Origin of the sequence: Rhodococcus sp. MEB032, from assembly GCF_030208925.1 — a bacterium.
Classification (GTDB): domain Bacteria; phylum Actinomycetota; class Actinomycetes; order Mycobacteriales; family Mycobacteriaceae; genus Rhodococcus_F; species Rhodococcus_F qingshengii.
On sequence record NZ_JARVSY010000065.1, the window covers coordinates 1 to 20,668 of the forward strand.

Annotated in this window: 22 protein-coding genes; 11 read left to right on the forward strand and 11 right to left on the reverse strand. The window is 62.1% G+C overall.

Features of this window, described 5'->3' with window-relative positions:
- Positions 1-95 precede the first annotated feature (95 nt).
- The 4 genes from QRN54_RS33445 to QRN54_RS33460 all read right to left on the reverse strand — a co-directional run bounded on the left by QRN54_RS33445 (position 96) and on the right by QRN54_RS33460 (position 4,387).
- Complete coding sequence (locus QRN54_RS33445; protein WP_042450056.1) at positions 96-1,535, reverse strand: DEAD/DEAH box helicase; 1,440 nt, start codon at positions 1,533-1,535, stop codon at positions 96-98.
- A gap of 228 nt (positions 1,536-1,763) precedes the next feature.
- Positions 1,764-2,177, reverse strand: coding sequence for a molybdenum cofactor biosynthesis protein MoaE (locus QRN54_RS33450; RefSeq protein ID WP_003944730.1), 414 nt, complete (start codon positions 2,175-2,177; stop codon positions 1,764-1,766).
- Positions 2,170-3,156 (reverse strand): bifunctional molybdenum cofactor biosynthesis protein MoaC/MoaB, encoded by a 987-nt coding sequence (gene moaCB / locus QRN54_RS33455; RefSeq protein WP_054187785.1) that lies wholly within the window; start codon positions 3,154-3,156, stop codon positions 2,170-2,172. The genes QRN54_RS33450 and moaCB overlap by 8 nt, the downstream gene beginning before the upstream one ends.
- Before the next feature lie 28 nt (positions 3,157-3,184).
- Entirely contained in the window at positions 3,185-4,387 is a 1,203-nt protein-coding gene (locus QRN54_RS33460; protein WP_003944714.1) for a molybdopterin molybdotransferase MoeA, read from the reverse strand.
- A gap of 111 nt (positions 4,388-4,498) precedes the next feature.
- On the opposite strand from QRN54_RS33460, the gene moaA reads away from it, so the two are divergent.
- The 3 genes from moaA to QRN54_RS33475 all read left to right on the forward strand — a co-directional run bounded on the left by moaA (position 4,499) and on the right by QRN54_RS33475 (position 6,877).
- The gene (gene moaA / locus QRN54_RS33465; RefSeq protein ID WP_007731315.1) at positions 4,499-5,557 is read left to right on the forward strand and encodes a GTP 3',8-cyclase MoaA; all 1,059 of its coding nucleotides are present in this window, start codon (positions 4,499-4,501) and stop codon (positions 5,555-5,557) included.
- Positions 5,550-5,807, forward strand: a complete 258-nt coding sequence (locus QRN54_RS33470; protein ID WP_064444375.1) for a MoaD/ThiS family protein — start codon at positions 5,550-5,552, stop codon at positions 5,805-5,807. The genes moaA and QRN54_RS33470 overlap by 8 nt, the downstream gene beginning before the upstream one ends.
- Positions 5,808-6,121: 314 nt before the next feature.
- On the forward strand, positions 6,122-6,877 hold the full coding sequence (locus QRN54_RS33475; RefSeq protein WP_003944763.1) for a hypothetical protein: 756 nt from the start codon (positions 6,122-6,124) through the stop codon (positions 6,875-6,877).
- A 25-nt stretch (positions 6,878-6,902) separates the two neighbouring features.
- On the opposite strand, the gene nadE is transcribed toward QRN54_RS33475, so the two are convergent.
- Positions 6,903-7,727, reverse strand: coding sequence for an NAD(+) synthase (nadE, locus tag QRN54_RS33480; RefSeq protein ID WP_003944695.1), 825 nt, complete (start codon positions 7,725-7,727; stop codon positions 6,903-6,905).
- Positions 7,728-7,795: 68 nt separating this feature from the next.
- On the opposite strand from nadE, the gene QRN54_RS33485 reads away from it, so the two are divergent.
- Positions 7,796-8,350, forward strand: coding sequence for a nucleosidase (locus QRN54_RS33485; RefSeq protein ID WP_003944766.1), 555 nt, complete (start codon positions 7,796-7,798; stop codon positions 8,348-8,350).
- A gap of 19 nt (positions 8,351-8,369) precedes the next feature.
- Here the strand turns inward: QRN54_RS33485 and QRN54_RS33490 are convergent, their stop codons facing one another.
- The gene (locus tag QRN54_RS33490; protein ID WP_007736061.1) at positions 8,370-9,149 is read right to left on the reverse strand and encodes an META domain-containing protein; all 780 of its coding nucleotides are present in this window, start codon (positions 9,147-9,149) and stop codon (positions 8,370-8,372) included.
- A gap of 35 nt (positions 9,150-9,184) precedes the next feature.
- Complete coding sequence (locus tag QRN54_RS33495) at positions 9,185-9,784, reverse strand: TetR/AcrR family transcriptional regulator (RefSeq protein ID WP_003944690.1); 600 nt, start codon at positions 9,782-9,784, stop codon at positions 9,185-9,187.
- 106 nt (positions 9,785-9,890) lie between these two features.
- Here QRN54_RS33495 and QRN54_RS33500 point away from each other — a divergent pair, with 106 nt between their 5' ends.
- Complete coding sequence (locus QRN54_RS33500) at positions 9,891-10,457, forward strand: NAD(P)H-dependent oxidoreductase (protein WP_030534957.1); 567 nt, start codon at positions 9,891-9,893, stop codon at positions 10,455-10,457.
- 55 nt (positions 10,458-10,512) lie between these two features.
- Here the strand turns inward: QRN54_RS33500 and QRN54_RS33505 are convergent, their stop codons facing one another.
- Positions 10,513-11,340: a siderophore-interacting protein gene (locus QRN54_RS33505; RefSeq protein WP_234551712.1), complete on the reverse strand. Its 828-nt coding sequence runs from the start codon at positions 11,338-11,340 to the stop codon at positions 10,513-10,515.
- A 291-nt stretch (positions 11,341-11,631) separates the two neighbouring features.
- Here QRN54_RS33505 and nrdH point away from each other — a divergent pair, with 291 nt between their 5' ends.
- From nrdH to QRN54_RS33770, 5 genes are all read left to right on the forward strand, one after another.
- Positions 11,632-11,862, forward strand: coding sequence for a glutaredoxin-like protein NrdH (gene nrdH / locus QRN54_RS33510; RefSeq protein ID WP_003944717.1), 231 nt, complete (start codon positions 11,632-11,634; stop codon positions 11,860-11,862).
- 82 nt (positions 11,863-11,944) lie between these two features.
- Positions 11,945-12,424, forward strand: a complete 480-nt coding sequence (gene nrdI / locus QRN54_RS33515) for a class Ib ribonucleoside-diphosphate reductase assembly flavoprotein NrdI (protein WP_003944767.1) — start codon at positions 11,945-11,947, stop codon at positions 12,422-12,424.
- Positions 12,382-14,565: a class 1b ribonucleoside-diphosphate reductase subunit alpha gene (nrdE, locus tag QRN54_RS33520; protein WP_003944756.1), complete on the forward strand. Its 2,184-nt coding sequence runs from the start codon at positions 12,382-12,384 to the stop codon at positions 14,563-14,565. The genes nrdI and nrdE overlap by 43 nt, the downstream gene beginning before the upstream one ends.
- Positions 14,566-14,641: 76 nt before the next feature.
- Positions 14,642-15,607, forward strand: a complete 966-nt coding sequence (gene nrdF / locus QRN54_RS33525; protein ID WP_003944744.1) for a class 1b ribonucleoside-diphosphate reductase subunit beta — start codon at positions 14,642-14,644, stop codon at positions 15,605-15,607.
- 161 nt (positions 15,608-15,768) lie between these two features.
- On the forward strand, positions 15,769-16,749 hold the full coding sequence (locus QRN54_RS33770; protein ID WP_502944084.1) for a DUF8370 family protein: 981 nt from the start codon (positions 15,769-15,771) through the stop codon (positions 16,747-16,749).
- A 71-nt stretch (positions 16,750-16,820) separates the two neighbouring features.
- Here the strand turns inward: QRN54_RS33770 and QRN54_RS33530 are convergent, their stop codons facing one another.
- The 3 genes from QRN54_RS33530 to QRN54_RS33540 all read right to left on the reverse strand — a co-directional run bounded on the left by QRN54_RS33530 (position 16,821) and on the right by QRN54_RS33540 (position 19,500).
- Positions 16,821-17,294: an NUDIX hydrolase gene (locus QRN54_RS33530; RefSeq protein ID WP_285184030.1), complete on the reverse strand. Its 474-nt coding sequence runs from the start codon at positions 17,292-17,294 to the stop codon at positions 16,821-16,823.
- A 66-nt stretch (positions 17,295-17,360) separates the two neighbouring features.
- Complete coding sequence (locus tag QRN54_RS33535) at positions 17,361-18,455, reverse strand: iron-siderophore ABC transporter substrate-binding protein (protein ID WP_285184031.1); 1,095 nt, start codon at positions 18,453-18,455, stop codon at positions 17,361-17,363.
- Between the two features lie 49 nt (positions 18,456-18,504).
- On the reverse strand, positions 18,505-19,500 hold the full coding sequence (locus tag QRN54_RS33540) for an ABC transporter substrate-binding protein (protein WP_285184032.1): 996 nt from the start codon (positions 19,498-19,500) through the stop codon (positions 18,505-18,507).
- 350 nt (positions 19,501-19,850) lie between these two features.
- Between QRN54_RS33540 and QRN54_RS33545 the strand changes: the two genes are divergently transcribed.
- A partial coding sequence (locus QRN54_RS33545; RefSeq protein WP_285184033.1) for a cbb3-type cytochrome c oxidase subunit I occupies positions 19,851-20,668 on the forward strand: 818 nt, incomplete at its 3' end.

Here is a 20,668-nt window from a genome sequence, read left to right on the forward strand (position 1 = left end):
CGGATGGCGACAGCGCCGGCCACTGGCCGACGCTGTCCATTACGAAACCTATTGAGTTGTACCGGGCGGCGTTGCGCGCGGGGCGGCGGTGTGGCCTAGCGTGCGGGACGGCCACCGGTGGAGCCTGCGGTGCGAGCGCCGCCGCCGGTGCGGGGACGGCGAGCGCCACCACCGGCATGTTCCTGACGGGCAGCTCCGCCGGTGCGAGCACCGCGTGACTGACCGCCCTGTCCGGAGCGAGCCTGACCCGAACGTGCTGCGCCGCCGCGTCCACCCTGGCCGGCGGGACGCTGCCCGCGTCCACCGTTCGGCTGGGCAGGAGCCTTCGGAGCCGGCGTGACGTGCGGTGCGATGTCGCCGACCAACTTGACGACGTGCTCGGAATTGGCAGTCGAACGGACCGGGGTCACCTTGATGGCTGCCTTGCGCATGAGGATCGCAAGATCCTTACGCTGCTCGGGCAGAACCACGGTGACCACGTCGCCGGCGCTGCCTGCGCGAGCGGTGCGACCACTGCGGTGCAGGTAAGCCTTGTGCTCGGCCGGCGGATCGACGTGGACGACCAACTCGACGTCGTCGACGTGGACGCCACGCGCTGCGACGTCGGTGGCGACGAGGACGCGCGCTTCACCGGCGGAGAATGCCGCCAGGTTACGGTCGCGAGCAGCCTGCGAGAGGTTGCCGTGAAGGTCAACGGACGGGATGCCCGACTCGGTGAGCTGGCGAGCCAACTTGCGAGCCTGGTGCTTGGTGCGCATGAACAGGATGCGACGACCGGTACCGGAAGCGAGCTTCTCGACCAGAGCCTTCTTGGCTTCGACGCCGTCGACGTCGAACACGTGGTGCGTCATTGCGGCGACGGGGGAGTTGGCCTCGTCGACCGAATGCATGACCTCGTTCTTGAGGAAACGCTTGACGAGCTTGTCGACGCCGTTGTCCAGCGTTGCCGAGAACAGTAGACGCTGCCCGTCCTGCGGGGTGGACGAGAGGATGCGGGTGACGACGGGCAGGAAGCCGAGGTCGGCCATGTGGTCGGCCTCGTCGAGCACGGTGATCTCGACGGCGTCGAGACTGACGAACTTCTGCTTCATGAGGTCTTCGAGGCGACCGGGGCAGGCGACGACGATGTCGACTCCGGCCTTGAGAGCCTGAACCTGGCGGTGCTGCGAGACACCACCGAAGATCGTGGTCACGCGCAAGTCGTATGCGGCGGCCAACGGTTCGAGGGTTGCGGTGATCTGGGTGGCGAGCTCACGCGTCGGTGCGAGCACCAGGCCGAGCGGTCGACCCGGACGACGCTTTCCTCCGGACAGTTCGCCGGCGAGGCGGGAGACCATGGGGATGGAGAACGCGAGGGTCTTGCCGCTTCCGGTCTTTCCGCGGCCCAGTACGTCGCGCCCCGAGAGAGTGTCGGGGAGGGTGTCGATCTGGATCGGGAACGGAGAAGTGATTCCGCCGTCTTCGAGAGCTTTCACCAGCGGTGCGCGCACACCGAGGGCTGCGAAGGTGGTAGCGGGCGTAGAGATGTCAGACAAGTGTGTTCAGAGCCTTTCGGGCACGTGTTCGTGCCCGGATGCCGACACGGGAATTAACCGGTCGAACAATCAAGCACAGTGGTGGCGGCGCTGCCGGTCGGCAGGCTTCTTCGCCGTAAGAAGAGCGGGTGCATTGAGCACTCAGCAAGAAAATTTGCGTTCTACGACGCTGGATGCCCGATTTCAGGCACCTAGTGATGGCAACTCTACCTTCCCGGAGCGTTCGACCTACAACCCGACCCATTCGGAGACGCCGTTCGCGAAGTGTTGCCGCTTCCAGATCGGTACCTCGTGCTTGATGCGCTCCACCAGTTCGGCGCACGCGGCAAACGCCTCCGCTCGATGCGGCGCGGCGACGGCGGCGACCAGTGCGAGGTCGCCGATCTCGAGGTGACCGACGCGATGGATCGCGGCAACCGGCAGGCCGGTCGAGGCCGCAACCTCTTGGCAGCACGTCTCGAGGAAGCGTTCGGCATCCGGATGCGCTTGGTACTCCAACGCCGAAACCGCTTGACCTCCATCGTGATTGCGCACCGTTCCCGTGAACACCACAACAGCGCCGTTCTTCGGACCGGCAACGGCGGCGTCGACGGTGTCTGCGTGAATCGGTTGCTCGGAGATCCGAGCCAATAGCTCACTCATCGTGCGCTCCTCCGCCTGCGACCTGCGCGAGCAGGTGATCGATGATGGGTCCGAGGACGGCGAGACCGTCCTTCACTCCACCGGGAGAACCCGGAAGATTGACGATGACCGTCGTACCTGTGAGACCTGCCACACCACGGCTCAGCGACGCGTGTGGTGTCTTCTCGAGGCCCTTGGTCCGGATCGCTTCTGCGACGCCGGGCAACTCACGGGTCAAGACTGCCCGGGTAGCTTCCGGGGTGGCATCCGTGGGGGAAGCCCCGGTGCCGCCGGTACTGATGACGAGTGACGGGGAGCCCTCCTTGGCGTCAGCGATGCCCGCCGCGATGTCTGCGTCGGCGTACACAAGCGGTCCACGTACCTCGAAGTCCCGTTCACGTAGCCAGGTCGCGATCGTGGGTCCGGTGGTGTCGGGTCTGGTGCCGTTCGCACCGCCGGTGGAAGCCACGAGGACGGTCGCGGACCGTGCCGAGGTGAAGGTGTGCGCCGGAGCTGTCTGTGCGTTCTGAGTGTCGCGGGTCCAATGTCCGCGTTTACCACCGTCTTTGGTGAGCAGACGAACACCGTTCATGGTAGCTCCGGGGTCCACCGCTTTGACCATGTCGTGCAAGGTCAGGCCGGCTACCGCGACGGCGGTGAGTGCTTCCATCTCGACGCCGGTCTGTCCGCGAGTCTTCGCCGTCGCCTCGACGGTGATCGATGTTTCGGTGAACCCGAATTCCACCTTGACCGACGAGAGCGCGAGTTGATGACACAGCGGGATCAGTTCGGAGGTCTTCTTCGCACCGGCGATTCCGGCGATGCGCGCGGTGGTGAGGACATCAGCCTTGGGCATGCCGTCGGCGCGGACGAGGCGAACTACCTCGGCGGTCGTGACGAGTTCGCCGGCGGCGACGGCGATACGCGTCGTCTCGGCCTTGGCGCTGACGTCGACCATGCGCGCTCGGCCCTCGCTGTCGACGTGTGTCAATTCGGTCATCAGTGTCCTTTGAATCAGATCGAGTGAATCAGATCGAGGAAGTCGAGAGCGGGACGACGTCGACGAGATCGCCCGCGCCGAGCTCGGTCACGGCGGCGGGGATGTCGATCAGGACGTCGGCCCACGCCATGGCTGCAACAAGGTGCGATCCGGGTCCGGCAACGAGTTCGATTCCGTCCGCAGTTCTGCGTGCCCGCAGGAACTGCCGCTTGCCGTCCACCGAACGCAGCGGTGCAGTCAACGGGAGTCGCTCGCGCGGGATCTCGGGCAGGCCCGCGGCCCGGCGCAGTTCGCCCCGTGCGAAGACCTCGAAGGAGACCATCGTGCTCACCGGGTTGCCCGGGAAGCTCAGTACCGGCACTTCGTTCACCACTGCAGTGCCTTGCGGACCGCCCGGCTGCATTGCGACGTGGCCGAAGTGTGCTCCCAGAGGCGTGAGAGTTTCCTTCACCACCTCGAAGTCGCCCATGGACACTCCGCCGGAGGTGAACACCAGATCAGCGACCGAGGTTGCGTACGAGAGCAATTCGCGGAACTCGGCGGGGTCGTCGCTGCTTCGGGCGACGGATACGACATCGGCGCCGTTGGCTTCGGCCAATGTTGCCAAAGCTGGACCGTTGGAATCGTAGATCTCACCGGGTTCGAGAGTTGTTCCGGCACTTTTCAGTTCGGCGCCCGTCGTAATTATCGCGACCCGTGGCTTCGTGTAGGTGTCGAGCGAGGCCAAGCCCACAGCACTCAGCGCGGCGATATGGCGAGGTTCCAAGTGTGTTCCGGCCGTGACCAGTAGCATTCCGGCGGTGATGTCGCTGCCACGTTCGCGTACGAATTCGCCTACCGACCTGCCCCGTTCGATCGTGACGACGTGCTCGGTGACACCCGTTGTGTCCTCGACCGGAACAACGGCGTCGGCACCCTCGGGGAGCGGAGCACCGGTCATGATGCGAAATGCCGATCCTGGAAGGTGTTTCGGTGGTTTTCCGCTTCCAGCGGCGATCACGCCTCGAACCGTCAGTGTGGTCGGAACCGAGGCCACAGAAGCAGCATCGACGGCATACCCGTCCATCTGCGAGTTGCGGAAGAGTGGCAGGTCTACCGGCGATGCGATATCCGAGCAAGTTATGCGCCCCAACGCTTCTGCCGTCGGAACTGCCGTCGGAGAGAGGGTGTGCAGGCCGGTGAGCAATCCGGAGATGTGCGACGCGTGTTCCTCGACCGAACGCGCGCTCATGACAGTAACCTCGACAACCTCGACATGTTTTGATCCTAGGCGGTGTGGTCCGTCCGACACACGGAGTACGGCTTTCGGTCATACTGGAGCAATACGGAAGTTGGTGAAGTGATGACAGTGGTCTCGATGGGAATTCCCACCGTGCGGTTCGACGCTGCCTCCCTCGCCGGTCGTCCCGAGACGGATCTCCTGGTCGACAGGTTCGGGCGTGTTGCCAGAGATCTGCGAGTCTCGATCACCGAGAAGTGTTCACTTCGTTGCACGTATTGCATGCCGGAGGAAGGCTTGCCGGCCATCGCTGCGGAAGATCTTCTGAGTGCCGACGAGATCATTCGAGTAGTCGGAATCGGCGTCGAACGAGTCGGTATTCGCGAGGTGAGATTCACCGGCGGCGAACCGCTGATGCGTAGTGACCTCGAAAAGATCATCGGGGGGTGCGCCGCGCGCGTGCCAGGAATTCCACTTTCCATGACTACCAACGCCGTTGGGCTCGAACATCGTGCGGCGAAGTTGGCTGCAGCTGGTTTGACTCGCATCAATGTTTCCCTGGATTCGGTTGATCGCGCCCATTTCGCTGAATTGACGCGTCGAGACAGGTTGCCGTCCGTTCTCGCGGGAATTCGAGCGGCAGCTGCGGCCGGGCTCGCGCCACTGAAGATCAATGCGGTGCTGATGCGTGAAACGCTCCACGGCGCGGCGGATCTTTTGCAGTGGTGCCTCGAAGCCGGCGTCGAATTGCGCTTTATCGAGCAAATGCCTCTGGACGCAGACCATGCATGGGCACGCGAGAACATGGTGACCGCGGCTGAATTGTTGTCCGTTTTGGGAAGCCGTTTCGAATTGGAAGCAATCGGCCGTGAAGATCCGTCGGCTCCTGCCGAAGAATGGCGTGTCGACGGGACCACGATGACGGTAGGGATCATCGCTTCCGTGACCCGCTCGTTCTGCAGTGAATGCGATCGGACGCGAATGACCGCAGAGGGAACAATTCGGTCATGTCTGTTCAGTGACCGTGAAGTTGATCTGCGTGCCGCGCTCAGGGCCGGAGCAAGTGACGACGAACTAGCGGATTTGTGGCGCGGTGCGATGTGGAACAAATGGGCAGGGCACGGCATCGACGCCGCGGACTTCGTTCCGCCCGAAAGAAGTATGGGAGCGATCGGTGGCTGATCCGCATTCGATCTCGGTTCGTTACTTTGCTGCTGCAGCGGATGTATCCGGTTGCCGTAGCGAGGTAGTCGCCATTTCGCCCGACAACACACTTGCCGAGTTGGTGGCGGTCTTGGTCGGACGATACGGATCGGAGATGGAGCGAGTGCTGTCGGTCTCGGCTTTCCTCGTCGGTGACGAGTTGACCCGCGACGTCTCTCGAGCCTCCGGTAGCGCTGTCGATATTCTTCCGCCTTTCGCTGGAGGCTAGTCCGAGAATTGCCGGCGTAGCTATTTGTGGGCTGCCGACGTATTGTCCTTTTTCGGTTTGCCGGTCCAAATATTTATATCTTGATCACTCCAGCTCAAGTGGCATCTATCTCCGTTTTCTCCATTGTTGGTCAATTGTCCAGCATTGGTCGTTTTGTTTAGTTTCTCCTACTTTTGGGGGAGCGAATGCACTTCGAATTGCCAAGGTGAATTGTCATCTGTTTGGATGACAAAAGAAATACCTTCGCTGTTGGTAATTGTCGACATGTGTTAATTTTGGCGCAATTCCACTCGGGATATGTGAAAGGTATTTCAATGTCGATTAATTCCACGCGCCGTGTCGGAGTCGTCGTAGCGCTCCTCGGAGCAGCTGCACTCACCGCTCCGGCAATTGCTACTGCGCTTCCGTCCACCGGTTCTCTCGGCTCTTCTGCGCCGGAAGCCTCGTGCTCGACCCTGTCCACCGAAGCGACGCCGAACGGGTGGGGCATCCCGTTCACCGACGAGAAGGATCAGACCGCGTCGTACTCGGCCGACAACGTTCTCGACAAGGACGGCTCACTGAAGCTGGCCGTCGACGGTACCGGCGATCGTTCGGTTTCCTACCATTCGGCCGGCGGTATCAAGCTGTCCGACGCAGTCGGCAAGGCGATCGGCTTTGCCGAGCGCGCCGCCACGCCGACTGCGGCATTCCAGCTCCGCCTCACCGGAACCACCGGCGGAAAGTTCGAGAACGGATTCACCACCCTGGTGTGGGTCCCGGGACCCGACGCGACGCCGACGGCTGACGGCGGCGTTCACGCGGATCTCCAGAAGGGCGTGTGGTGGAGCACTCAGAACATCGACGGCGCCAAGGACCGCGTGTCAGTGCCTTTGGCTGACATCGTCGCCGCGAACCCGAACGCGGTAGTCGACCACTACGGCGTCAGTGTGGGCACCGGTTCCGCCGCCACGTCGACGCTGGTCGATGCAGTGCAGTTCAACGGATGCACCACCAACTTCGCGAAGAAGGATCCGGCTTCGGGAACGGGTTCGCTGGGCGACGTCTTCGGCAGCCTGTTCGGTAGCTAGTCGCTGGTAAGAGCTCTGGTAGGAGTTACTTCCACCAGTCATCGAGGGGTGTGACCGGCACCGTGCGCTTGTGACGAGTGTTGGTGAACATCTTCTCGAGCTTCTCGGCTACCTCGGAGGAAACGTCCTTTCCTTCGAGGTAGTCGTCTATCTGTGAGTACGTGACGCCTAGGGCAACTTCGTCGGGTAGCGCGGGTCGGTCGTCCTCCAGGTCGGCGGTCGGCACCTTGCGCCACGTGCTCTCGGGTGCGCCCAATTCCTGCAGCAATGCAGCGCCCTGGCGTTTGCTCAAGCCGGTGAGCGGCGTGATGTCGACACCGCCGTCACCGAATTTCGTGAAGAAGCCGGTAATCGCTTCTGCGGCGTGGTCGGTACCGATCACGAGGTAGCCGAGCTGACCGGCAATCGCATACTGGATGACCATTCGTTCGCGCGCCTTGATGTTGCCGCGGACGAAGTCGCGTAGTTCGCCGTTCCCCAACGCCTCGGAGGCCTCACGGGCCGTCGCGTCGGCGCCAGGCTTGACGTTGACCGTGAGAGAGCGGTCCGGCTTGATGAAGCCGAGCGCGATCTGAGCGTCGGATTCGTCAGCCTGAGCGCCATAGGGGAGTCGAACGGCGACGAACTCGGCCTCGTGGCCTTCTTCACGAAGTTCCGTGACCGCGCGTTGGGCGAGGGCTCCGGCGAGCGTGCTGTCCTGACCGCCGCTGATTCCCAGAACGAACCCTTTGGCGGGGGTCGAGCGCACGTAGTCCTTCAGGAACTGGACTCGCGCGCGAACCTCCGCTGCGGCGTCGATTGTCGGCTTTGTGCCGAGTTCTTCGATGATGCTTTCACGCAGTGTGGCCATGAATGGACTCTAGCGATGTGAGCAGGCGCGTGCAGTGCCACCGTATCCGGGGCGGTACGGTCGCGCACATGAGTGCGAACAACGTTCTGGTGGTCAGTGCGACGAAGTCGGAAGCGGCATACGTGCCGCAAGGATACGAACTGCTGATCACGGGGATTGGAAAGGTCAGTGCTGCAACAGCAGTCGCCTCTGCTCTCGCGCGGTACGAGCGGGATGATCTGCCGCTGGTCGTCAACATCGGGACAGCCGGTGCGCTGCACGCGCACCACGGCGGCCTCTATGTTCCCGGCGTCGTCATCAATCACGACATCAGCAGCACCGCGATCCGAGCGCTGGGGCACGACGTCGCGGACCGTTTGGTGCTCGCCGGCGGTGACGACTCGGTGTTGGCGACCGGCGACGCATTCATCGCCGACGCTGCAACCCGGGACGCCCTTGCGCAGCGAGCCGATCTGGTCGACATGGAGGGATTTGCCATCGCATTCGCCGCGCAGGCTGCGGGTGCTACCTGCCGACTCGTCAAACACGTCAGCGATCACGCGGACGACTCGGCCTTGGACTGGCCCGCGATGATCGATGCCAGCGCCCGCGAGTTGGGGCGCTGGCTGCTCGACAACGTCTGATCGAGCCTGCAGCGTCTGGTCAAGCCTGCGCAGTCAGTATCAATCCGGTGTCGTCGGGCTTGCGCAGGGTCAGCGTGTCGGCGTCGACGGTGTAGCTCACTTCGCCGTCGAGCACCGCCAGGATCTGGCGCTCGATGTCCATGTTCTCCTCGGGGCAAGCCATACGCGTGGTTGCCATCGGCGTGAACGTGACTGTGGTGTCGGACGTCTGGGCGCTTCCGGTCATGCGATTGCATCCGGTGCTCCCGCTGACCGAACCGTCTGCGGCAATCGTCAGTTCGGGAGCTGACGTCTCCAGAGCCAGGCTCGTGCTGATCGCATCGGGACTGATGAGGGACGTGACAGTCCACGTCGTGCCCTGCAGCGGTCGATCCGGCGTGACGATTTTCTTGTCCTGCAGGGTGACTGTGGCGTCCTTCGATGTCAGGACGAGGGTGTCGCCGTCGAGGCTCCACGCCGGCGCAGCGGTCAGCAATGTTGTTGTCCAGGAGTCGGACTCGGCGATGCCGGGAGGGCAGCCCATCATGGTCGACGCCATGGTGCCGGTGGTCAGCGTGCCGTCGTTGAACTCGACCGAACCGTTTGCCGTGTTGCATCCGGCGCTCGCGGACACTCGACCGGCCTGGCTGAAGTCGAGAGTCAGCGGGCCGCCGCCGGGAATTTGTGTTCCATCCACGGAGGTCGAGATGAACACACGACCGGAGGGATCCGTCTTGTCTTCGGGGGAGTCGGACGAAGCGGAGCAACCACTTACCGCGGCGATGGTCAGGAGGCCGATGACGGCTGCAGCGATGCGCATGGGCTCACATTAAGTGGTGGGACGGATCTGGGGAGTCAACATCGAGTAACGCGCCGGGCAAGGTCTTCCCAGCCGGCCGCCAGGCGCTCGGTGGTCATCCCGAGATCGCGCACCTGATGAAGGACGAGCGACGCTTCGAGCGGTGCCAACAGTGCTGAAGCGAGCAGATCGAGGTCGCCCTCGACGCCGGCTCCTCGAAGAAGCCCGATGACGTGAGCGATGCCGAGAGCCCGGGCCGGACCGCCGAAGCGGTATTCAGGAGCGTTTTCCGCCGCTCGGAGGACTTCGCCCTGTACTTCCACCATGGCAATCCGGGCTCGTCCGAACGCGATGAGGCGCTCGATCGGCGGCGCGCCCGGACCCAACGGTGGGGGGCCGAACATGAATGCCTGCTGCAGTTCTCGCTCGGTGTGATCGAGCAGTGCCTGCATCAGTCCCGATCGATTGCCGAAGCGCCGAAAAACTGTGCCCTTGCCCACACCGGCCCGGCACGCGACAGCGTCCATCGTCACCGCGTCGACACCTCGCTCGGCAACGAGGAGGGCTGCGGCGTCGAGCAGAAGTACGCGGTTACGTGCTGCGTCACCGCGCTCGACCGGCGCGGCGCCGATCTGGGGGAGGGGGATTGCGCTCACGGGATCAGGTTACAGGGCCGGGGAATGTAAGTGGACCGCGGTCCGTTTAGTTGATATAACTTTCAACCGGAGCCACCAACCGCACCACTCTCGAAGGAAACTCGCTATGTCACAGACCAATGTTCTCGTTCTCGTCGGCAGCCTGCGCGCCGGATCCGTCAACCGCCAGCTTGCCGAGACGGCTGTGTCCGCCGCACCCGAGGGTGCCACGCTGACGGTCTTCGAAGGCCTCGCCGACGTCCCCTTCTACAACGAAGACATCGACGTCGAGGGTGCTTCCATCCCCGCTGTCGACGCACTGCGCTCCGCTGCGAGCGACGCGGACGCGTTCCTGCTCGTCACCCCCGAGTACAACGGCACCATTCCCGCAGTTCTGAAGAACGCCATCGACTGGATCTCGCGTCCGTACGGTGTCGGTGCAGTCAAGGACAAGGCTGTCGCAGTCATCAGCGCTTCGCCCAGCGGCAACGGCGCCAAGTGGGCACACGAAGACACCACCAAGGCAGTCCGTATCGCCGGCGGCAAGGTCGTCGAGGACACTGCACTGAGCATCGGTGGAACCGGCGCACTGTTCGGTGAGCTGCACCCGCGTGAGAACGCAGAGGTGCTCGCTCAGGTCTCCAAGGTCGTCTCCGACCTCGTCGACGCCGGCAAGCAGCTCGTCAACGCGTAATCCGTTTCACGAATGAGGGCCATGCCGGAAGGTGTGGTCCTCACTCGTATGCGCGCTAGAGCCCTTCGCGTTCCATCGCGTCGTCGACCGCGTCGCGAACCGACTCGAAATCCTTGCCGGCCGTCATCGCTTCGCCCATCGCAGCATCGATACGGTCGGCGACGGCGGCGTACCGACGCTCCCAGTTCTCCTTGTCCTCCCGCCAGTAACCCATCACGTGCATGCGGTTTGCCGGGATTTCCCATGTTCGACGCAGGTGGGTGCGGATGCGTCTGGCGGCCGCGGCCTCGACTGCACACCAGATGTAGCCCTCGCCGGGGGGCAGGGGAGCGCCGGCCAATTCGGCGAGCAGCGAGTCCGATTCCTCGATCCATCGGTAGTGAGCGTGGGCGCGCGTCGTGAACGTCTGCTGTTCACTCGGCGCGGGTACCTGCGCGATGACGTGGATCGGTAGACCGTCGGGTGCTTCTTCGAGAATTCGCCCGATCGCGGGCAGAGCGGCGTGATCGGCGACCATCAGCAGCCAGTCGCAACCTGCCGGCGGCGTGAACCACCCGCTCGCCGTCGAGAGGTGAACGGTCTCGCCCGGTTGCGCAGTCGCGGCCCAGAGTGCCGCGCCGCCGTGGCCGTGGAGAACGAAGTCGATCTCCAGTTCGTTCTTCGACGGCTGCCAGCGCCGGACCGTGTAACTACGGGCGTGAGGGGGATCGAGGGGGAATCTGACGAGCACCCGTTCGTCCGGGCTACCACTCGTCTCGAAGTCGCTCAGGCCCTCCCCACCGAAGGTGATTCTGCGCATCAACGGTGTCACCTGCTGTGTTCTCGTCACGGTTGCCTCGTGGCGTGGAGCCTCGTCCTTCGGGGGTGTTTCCACGACGCTCATGGTAGGTCCGTGGCGCGGCTCCGAGAGGCTGGCGAGCACAAAAAGAAACTGTGACGCGCGACACGCCGACGCGCCGGGAAATGAAGGCGCTGAACTGGGGCGACCTGGGAATTCCAACGATGTGACTCACAACATCTCGCGTTATGTGTTTCTGTCGGCCACTAGGTGTAGTGTCTTGAGCACTGAGAGACCACAACGCGGAACGCCTCGAGCGAGACTCCGGCAATCGGTCGTATCGGTGCTGAACATCACTACATCGGCCTTTGTTGGCTAAGCGAAAGAGGGACTCTCATGAGCATCACCGTCTACACCAAGCCCGCTTGCGTTCAGTGCAATGCCACCTACCGCGCCCTGGACAAGGCCGGTCTCGAATACAACGTCATCGACATCACCGAGGATGCCGAAGCCCGCGACTACGTCATGGCTCTCGGGTACCTCCAGGCACCCATCGTGGTTGCCGGTGAAGATCACTGGTCGGGCTTCCGTCCCGATCGCATCAAGACCCTGACCGTCGCTGCTTGAAGCGCCGCAGTGTCGGCGGTGGACACCTCCGCCGACACATCTGAGTAGTTCCGGGCACCGTACAAGAAAATGGTGACAACCGATGACTTCGCTGGTCTATTTTTCCAGCGTGTCGGAGAACACCCACCGATTCGTTCAACGTCTCGGCCTGCCTGCGACACGTATACCTATCCATGACCGTGACGGCTCATTTCGTGTAGACGAGCCCTATGTGCTGATTCTGCCCACCTATGGTGGCGGGGTCACCGTGACAGGGCGCGACACCAGTTATGTACCGAAGCCGGTCATTCGTTTTTTGAACAATCCACACAACAGGTCGTTGATCAGAGCAGTGATCGCGGCGGGAAACACCAATTTCGGTGAGTCCTTTTGCTATGCAGGGAACATCATTTCCCAGAAATGCCACGTTCCTTTTCTGTACCGGTTCGAACTCATGGGCACTGCCGAGGACGTCGACCGGGTACGAGAAGGCTTGGGGGAGTTCTGGAATCATCTCGAAACAGAGAAGGAGCACGGGCAGTGGCGCCAACCATCACTGACACGATCGCGGCAGGAAGCGTAGAGCGTGATGCGCGCGGCGGCGATTCCACCAACGGTCTCGACTACCACGCACTCAACGCCATGCTTAACCTGTACGGCGCCAACGGTGAGATCCAGTTCGAGATGGATGTCGCTGCAGCCCGTCAGTACTTCTTGCAGCACGTCAACCAGAACACCGTGTTCTTCCACAACCTCGACGAGAAGCTGGACTACCTCGTCGAGGAAAACTATTACGAGCCCGAGGTTCTCGATCAGTACTCACGTACTTTCGTGAAGTTCCTGATCGATCACGCGTACGCCAAGAAGTTCCGCTTCCCGACGTTCCTGGGTGCATTCAAGTACTACACCTCCTACACGCTCAAGACCTTCGACGGTAAGCGCTACCTGGAGCGTTTCGAAGATCGTGTCTGCATGGTTGCGCTCACCCTGGCCGCAGGCAACGAAGACCTGGCCGTCGAACTCGTCGACGAGATCATCGCCGGACGCTTCCAGCCCGCCACCCCGACGTTCCTGAACTCGGGCAAGAAGCAGCGCGGTGAGCCCGTGTCCTGCTTCCTGCTTCGTATCGAAGACAACATGGAGTCCATCGGTCGCTCCATCAACTCGGCACTGCAGCTGTCCAAGCGCGGTGGCGGAGTTGCCTTGCTGCTCACCAACGTTCGTGAGCACGGCGCACCGATCAAGAAGATCGAGAACCAGAGTTCGGGTGTCATCCCGATCATGAAGCTTCTCGAGGACTCGTTCTCCTACGCCAACCAGTTGGGTGCGCGTCAGGGCGCCGGTGCTGTGTACCTGCATGCGCACCACCCCGACATCTACCGGTTCCTCGACACCAAGCGTGAGAACGCCGACGAGAAGATCCGTATCAAGACGCTCTCACTCGGCGTCGTGATCCCGGACATCACGTTCGAACTGGCGAAGAAGAACGAGGACATGTACCTGTTCTCGCCGTACGACGTCGAGCGCATCTACGGAGTTCCGTTCTCCGACATCAACGTCTCCGAGAAGTACTACGAGATGGTCGACGACAAGCGAATTCGCAAGTCCAAGATCAAAGCTCGCGAGTTCTTCCAGACCGTCGCCGAATTGCAGTTCGAATCGGGCTACCCCTACATCATGTTCGAGGACACGGTGAACCGGGCAAACCCGATCGAGGGCAAGATCACGCACTCGAACCTGTGCTCGGAGATCCTGCAGGTTTCGACGCCTTCACTGTTCAACGACGACCTGTCCTACTCGAAGGTCGGCAAGGACATCTCCTGCAACCTGGGTTCGCTGAACATCGCGAAGACCATGGACTCGCCCGACTTCGCCAAGACCATCGAAGTGTCGATCCGCGGATTGACGGCAGTGTCCGACCAGACGCACATCTACTCGGTGCCGTCGATCGAGCAGGGCAACAACGACTCTCACGCCATCGGCCTCGGTCAGATGAACCTGCACGGATACCTCGCTCGTGAGCGGATCTTCTACGGCAGCGAAGAAGGCATCGACTTCACGAACATCTACTTCTACACCGTGCTGTTCCACGCACTGCGTGCGTCGAACAAGATCGCCATCGAGCGCGGCTCGTACTTCAAGGGTTTCCCGGAGTCGAAGTACGCCTCGGGTGAATTCTTCGACAAGTACACCGATCAGGCTTGGGAGCCGGCAACCGACAAGGTTCGCGGACTCTTCGCCGATGCGAAGCTGCACATCCCCACTCAGGACGACTGGCGTGAGCTGAAGGCTTCGGTTCAGAAGCACGGTATCTACAACCAGAACCTTCAGGCCGTCCCGCCGACCGGCTCGATCTCGTACATCAACTACTCCACCAGCTCCATCCACCCGGTGGCGTCGAAGATCGAGATCCGCAAGGAAGGCAAGATCGGCCGCGTCTACTACCCGGCGCCCTACCTGACCAACGACAACCTGGAGTACTACCAGGATGCCTACGAAATCGGGTACGAGAAGATCGTCGACACCTATGCTGCCGCAACGCAACACGTCGACCAGGGCCTGTCGCTGACGCTGTTCTTCAAGGACACCGCAACCACCCGCGACATCAACAAGGCGCAGATCTACGCGTGGCGTAAGGGCATCAAGACGCTGTACTACATCCGTCTGCGTCAGATGGCACTCGAAGGCACCGAGGTCGAGGGCTGCGTTTCCTGCATGCTGTAAAGGGCTCCGCCCCCGTGCGCCTTTTCGGTAGTGGTTACTACCGAAAAGGCGCACAACCGAACGAAGTGAGGAACTAATGGTCAAGCTGGTCAGTCGCGTTTCCGCCATCAACTGGAATCGCGTCCAGGACGAGAAGGACGCCGAGGTATGGGATCGCCTCGTCAGCAACTTCTGGCTGCCCGAAAAGGTGCCGGTCTCCAACGACATCCCGTCCTGGGGAACGCTGACCGCGCAGGAGCAGCAGCTCACCATGCGCGTCTTCACGGGCCTGACGCTGCTCGACACCATCCAGGGAACGGTCGGCGCCGTCAGCCTCATCCCGGACGCGATCACTCCCCACGAAGAAGCGGTGTACACCAACATCGCCTTCATGGAATCGGTGCACGCGAAGAGTTACAGCTCGATCTTCTCGACGCTGTGCTCCACCCCGGACATCGACGACGCGTTCCGCTGGTCGGAGGAGAACCCCAACCTGCAGCGCAAGGCGCAGATCGTTCTCGACTACTACAACGGCGAGTCGCCGCTCAAGCGCAAGGTCGCATCGACGCTCCTCGAGAGCTTCCTCTTCTACTCCGGCTTCTACCTGCCGATGTACTGGTCCTCGCGAGCCAAGCTCACCAACACTGCAGACCTCATCCGCCTCATCATCCGCGACGAGGCCGTGCACGGGTACTACATCGGCTACAAGTACCAGAAGGGCCTCGAACAGCTCACCGAGGCCGAGCGTGAAGAGCTCAAGAACTACACGTTCGAGTTGCTCTTCGAGCTCTACGAGAACGAGGTCGACTACACCCAGGACCTCTACGACGGCGTCGGTCTGACCGAGGATGTCAAGAAGTTCCTGCGCTACAACGCCAACAAGGCGCTCAACAATCTCGGCTACGAAGGCCTCTTCCCGAAGGATGAGACGGACGTCAATCCGGCTATCCTGTCGGCACTTTCACCGAATGCGGACGAGAATCACGACTTCTTCTCGGGTTCAGGAAGCTCTTACGTCATCGGCAAGGCAGTCAACACCGAAGACGACGACTGGGATTTCTGACCTGCAATCCCGGAAAATGACTCTGGGGTGAGCACGCCAATGCTCACCCCAGTGAGGATCACTTACGCAATCCGCCTAACAACGTGAGCGTAGCGGTCCTCTCGATCGCATCGCAACCTCCATTGCTGAGGTCGATGCGCCATCTTGGGAAACCTTCCTCGATGGGAGACAAGCCTCACTCAGAAGGGTGCAGGCGAGACCGAGAAAGGGCGGCCCCTGTGCCTTCCATCACTGCTCATTTCGGAATCGACGATCCAGTTCCCTTTGTCGATGTTGATGTTTCCATTGACAACCGGCTCTTCGTGGATCCGCGCGCGATCCGCTTGCAAGGGCCTACGAATCCCATCGCGTCGCACGCGAATCGATGTACCGAATCATTCTTTGCTACGACAGCGCGGAATGTACTTTCGTCGAACCCTGCGGACCACCGGACGGGACGACGACTTCTCCAGAAGTTCGAGGAACCTTGGGAGACTCGCCTCGGACTTGCTGCGAACGGGTTCAGCGGCCATGGCGGAGCTGACGACGTGGGAGTCCGAATCTGGGACACGCTCTCGAACGATGTCGAGGCACTACTCCGGGTTGGTTTGCTGCGAGAAGTTGAGGATCTGCCGCTCTTTGTCGAGGGTATCGACCGAGATATTATGTCCGACATTACAACTCGAATCATATTCCAACCTCTTGCGGATTTCACAGCGGATATTATGGCGTCGTATCCACAGTTCACGTCACGCGGGCGTCGAGTAGGGAACTTTCAGCGTCAGGTGTGGGATCCGTCCACAAATGACTGGGGAACGGCGACAGTTCAACTTCCAGTAGTGAACAGTCGTCCGCTGCTCTTGGTGCCCGCGTCATGGGTTTCGGCGAACTTGTTGATGTCCGCGGGTAGGTACTACGAAACGAGTGTTCTCTCGTACGCCCAACTGGAGCAGGCGGTTTACTCACGAAGTGGGCGATTACTGACGACACCCAAGCGTTTGCTGAAGAAACAGCCCGGGCTGGGACGTGGGCGCGCTACGAATTTACGGGTGACTCAGCGAGCAGTCGATGGAGATGCCGATCTGCTTGCGTCGTTCAAGTCGTTCGTCGATGCACGATGGCTTCAACGTCAACGTGAACTGGCGAGTTCTGAGGTCGCATAGACGAGACTGCTAGCCGAGGCGTACCATACCATGAATTACGCCTCGGCTTCGGTCGTCGATAGGGGAGTTGGTCAGCGCTGAAACCACGCTTCCGGCTTGTCCAGCAACGCTTTTGCGAGGCGCAGACGCGAGGTTTCCGTCATGTCCGAAGGCAATCCGCTCGGCGCGAACCACGCGACCTCGAGGTTTTCGTCGTCCGCCACGTGTGCAGCTCCGCCGGTCCACCTGGCCAGGAAACACACGTCGAGGTACTGAGTCACGTCGCCGTTGGGGTACGTAATGGGCTCTGTGACATCGACACTCGTGATCCGAACCAATTCGGCGTCGACGCCGGTTTCTTCCTTCGCCTCGCGCACCGCCGCCGCCGACGGTTCCTCCCCAGGCTCGAGAACGCCGGACACGACGGCCCACTGACCGTTGTCGGCGCGGCGGGTGAGCAGGACCCGACCGTCGTCGTCGCGGATCACGACGCTCACTCCGGACAGCCAGAGCGGCGCATGACCGACCTTCTCGCGCAGTGCAACAATGAATTCGGGGATCGGCATGATCAGAACCCGAACTTCACAGCTGGGGCGAACCGCTTCGAATGTCGGAGTTGTGGTTCGTTCCAGTCAGCTCGCATATCCGTTCAAGGTTCCCTTCAAGTCCGCCAATACGGCACGGGCAGCAGTCATCCCGTTTCCGCTCCAGATGTCGTCTTCCGCTACGAACACACGTCGGTCGGTGGCAGCGGCGAGGTCCTGCCACTGGTCGCTCTTCATGACCTCGGTGCCGTAGCTACGACCGTTCGGCCCGTCGAAGAGGACGTAGATCAAGTCCCCTTCGGCGGCGCTGAGATCGTCGGCCGGAATCGGTGCCGTGGTCGCATCGGTCAATCGCTGCGCCGGTGGGCGCCGGACGCCGACGTCGCTGAGGATCTGTCCGGCGAAGGATGCGGGGCCCTCGATCTGCAGGTCCTTCGAACCGAACCGAACCACTGATGCCTGCGTCTGCGATGCATTCAATGCGTCGCCGAGCTGCACGACGTCCTGCTGGTAGCGGTCGAGCTCCGTCGCAGCCGCGGACGAACGGCCCAGTGCCTGGCCGGCGAGGGCGAACTGCGCTTTCCAGTACACAGGATCCGAGCCCGCGAACACGGTGGGGGCGATGGCGTCGAGTTGCCCGTACAAGCCGTCGGACGCCGGACTGGACCCGAGGATCAAGTCCGGCGCGGCGGCCTTCACGGCGTTGACGTCAGGTGTGCTCACGGGGCCGACACTCGGAATCTCCGAGATGCCGAAACCCAGGTACGACGGTTGAGGTGAGTCGACACCGGTCGCGGCGCCCACTACCCGCTCCCACAGGCCGAGGGCGCACACGGCGTCCATCGAGACGCTGTCGAGGACCACGATCCGTTGGGGATCGGAAGGAACCTCGGTTTCACCCGCAGTGTGTACGACTCGACGCTTCACCCCGGGGCCCGCTCCCGGGTCGGCTTGCGTCGGCGTCGGGCACGCGGTGGCGGTGTCGCGTTCGATACCCATCACGCCGGCACCGGCGATCGACGTAGTGGTCCGGACGATGGTGCTCGCGGGATCGTCCGACGAGTCGGACGAGCAACCACCGAGGACGAGCATCGTGGCGGCGATCCCCAGGATCGAGACACGACGAACGGACGTGCGGGCGGTCGTGCGTGAGAGAACAGACGTGCGTGAGAGAACAGACAAGTCGACGGCTTCCTGTGTGAGCGGGCGCCGTTCAGGTTAGCTGTTCGACTCAGCTGTTCTGCTTGTCCACCTCGAACGTGTCCGAGAGGTCGTCGAGGATCATGTGGGCGCCCTGGATGCTGACCGGCGACATCCAACGTGAATCGTCCACGTCGACCTTGCGTCCTCGAAGGGTCTGCCACAGCGGGCTCTCGAGGAACGGCTTCGCAGCTTCGGCGCTCTTGCCCTCGGCGTCCTGCCAGGTGCTGATGAAGATGACGTCCGCGTCGGCTTCGTTGATCAGCTCGGGGCTGATCTTCATCATGATGTTGCCGGCATCGGCGGGGTCAGGTCCCTGGTTGTCCGGGCGCTTCAATCCGGCGTCCTGAAGAACGATGCCGCTGAACGAGGTGGTGCGGTAGAGACGTGCGGTCGGTTCACCGGCGAACCGGACTACCGAGATGACCGGGTTGTTCGCCTTCTCGTTGATTTCCTTGCCGACGGCAGCCGCGCGTGTTTCGTATTCGGTGATCTTCGCCTCGGCCAGCGATTCCTTGCCCAGCGCTTCACCGACTACGCGGATGTTGTCCTTCCACGTCGGACCGGTCGTCTGGGTGAAGACGGTGGGCGCGATTGCGGAGAGCTGCTCGTAGTTCTTCCCGTCGCGGACCTCGGCGGAGATGATGAGGTCCGGCTGCAGTGCGGCGATCTTCTCGAGGCTTGCACTGCTGACCGTGCCGACCGAGACGGCGTCCGCGGCGAATTCCTCCCGCGAGGATCCGAGGTAGTCGGGCAGACCGGGCTCGCGGTAGTCGACGTAGCCGACGAGCGGGGATTCGAGGAGAAGGACGGCGTCGGTGAAGCTGTTGTCGAGCGCGACGATCCGCTGGGGTGCTGCCGGGATTTCGGTGCTTCCACGGAAGTGTTCGATCGTGCGGGGGAATGAGCCCGACTCGGTCGAGGTGGTGGTTGCAGCGGGCTCGTCGTTACTCGAGCAGGCTGGAACGACCAAGGCGATCGAGGCTGCGACGGCTACCAGCGCGGCGCGGCGGGGAAAGAATTTCACTGATTGGCTCCTGAGATGAGTTAGGCGAGGGTGACCTTATCAGTGGAGGGGTTGGCCGAAAACGGATACCGACCGAATTCTTCGACGCGCACGACACGCCGATTCGGAAGTGGGTTCGGACTCCCGGGGGAACATAAACCGCAGGTCGTTCGTTCGGTGCCGTGAAAAACGGATGCTCGAGTACGACGCAGAGTAGGACCGGGTCGCGGTGCCTCGGAGTCACGGTCTACGATTCGATGAGCGCAAGCCAGAAGCCGTTGTCCGCAGCCCGGGCGACGGACCCTGCGGGCGCAACCAAGGGCTCTTTGACGGAGTCTGCGGAGCGACCAAAGGCACATTCAGGAGGATCAGTGACTGCCGTAGCGCCCCAGCCAGTCCCCACGATAGCGCCGGCCAGGCCTTACCCGCCGCGGCAGGGACCCAAGGGCTCATTCATTTTCAAGATGATCACGACCACCGATCCCAAGGTGCTCGGAATCATGTACTTGGCGACTTCCATCGCCTTCTTCCTCATCGGTGGCCTCATGGCACTGATGATGCGTGCCGAACTTGCTGTACCCGGCATGCAGTTCCTTTCCAACGAACAGTTCAACCAGCTGTTCACCATGCACGGCACGATCATGCTGCTGCTGTACGCGACCCCGATCGTCTTCGGCTTCGCGAACTACATTCTTCCGCTCCAGATCGGTGCACCCGACGTCGCGTTCCCGCGCCTGAACGCGTTCAGCTACTGGCTGTACCTGTTCGGTGCGATCATCACGACGGCCGGATTCGTCACGCCCGGTGGCGCAGCAGACTTCGGTTGGACGGCATACACGCCGCTGACCAGCGCGCTGCACAGCCCCGGCGTCGGCGCCGACCTGTGGGTCCTGGGTCTGGCCGTCGCCGGCCTCGGCACCATCCTCGGTGGCGTCAACATGGTCACCACCGTGATCTGCCTGCGCGCACCCGGTATGACCATGTTCCGCATGCCGATCTTCACCTGGAACATCTTCATCACCAGCATCCTGATCCTGCTGGCGTTCCCGCTGCTGACCGCTGCATTCATGGGCTTGTTCGTCGACCGCCATCTCGGTGGGCACATCTTCGACCCGGCAACGGGCGGTGTGCTCCTGTGGCAGCACCTGTTCTGGTTCTTCGGTCACCCCGAGGTGTACATCATCGCGCT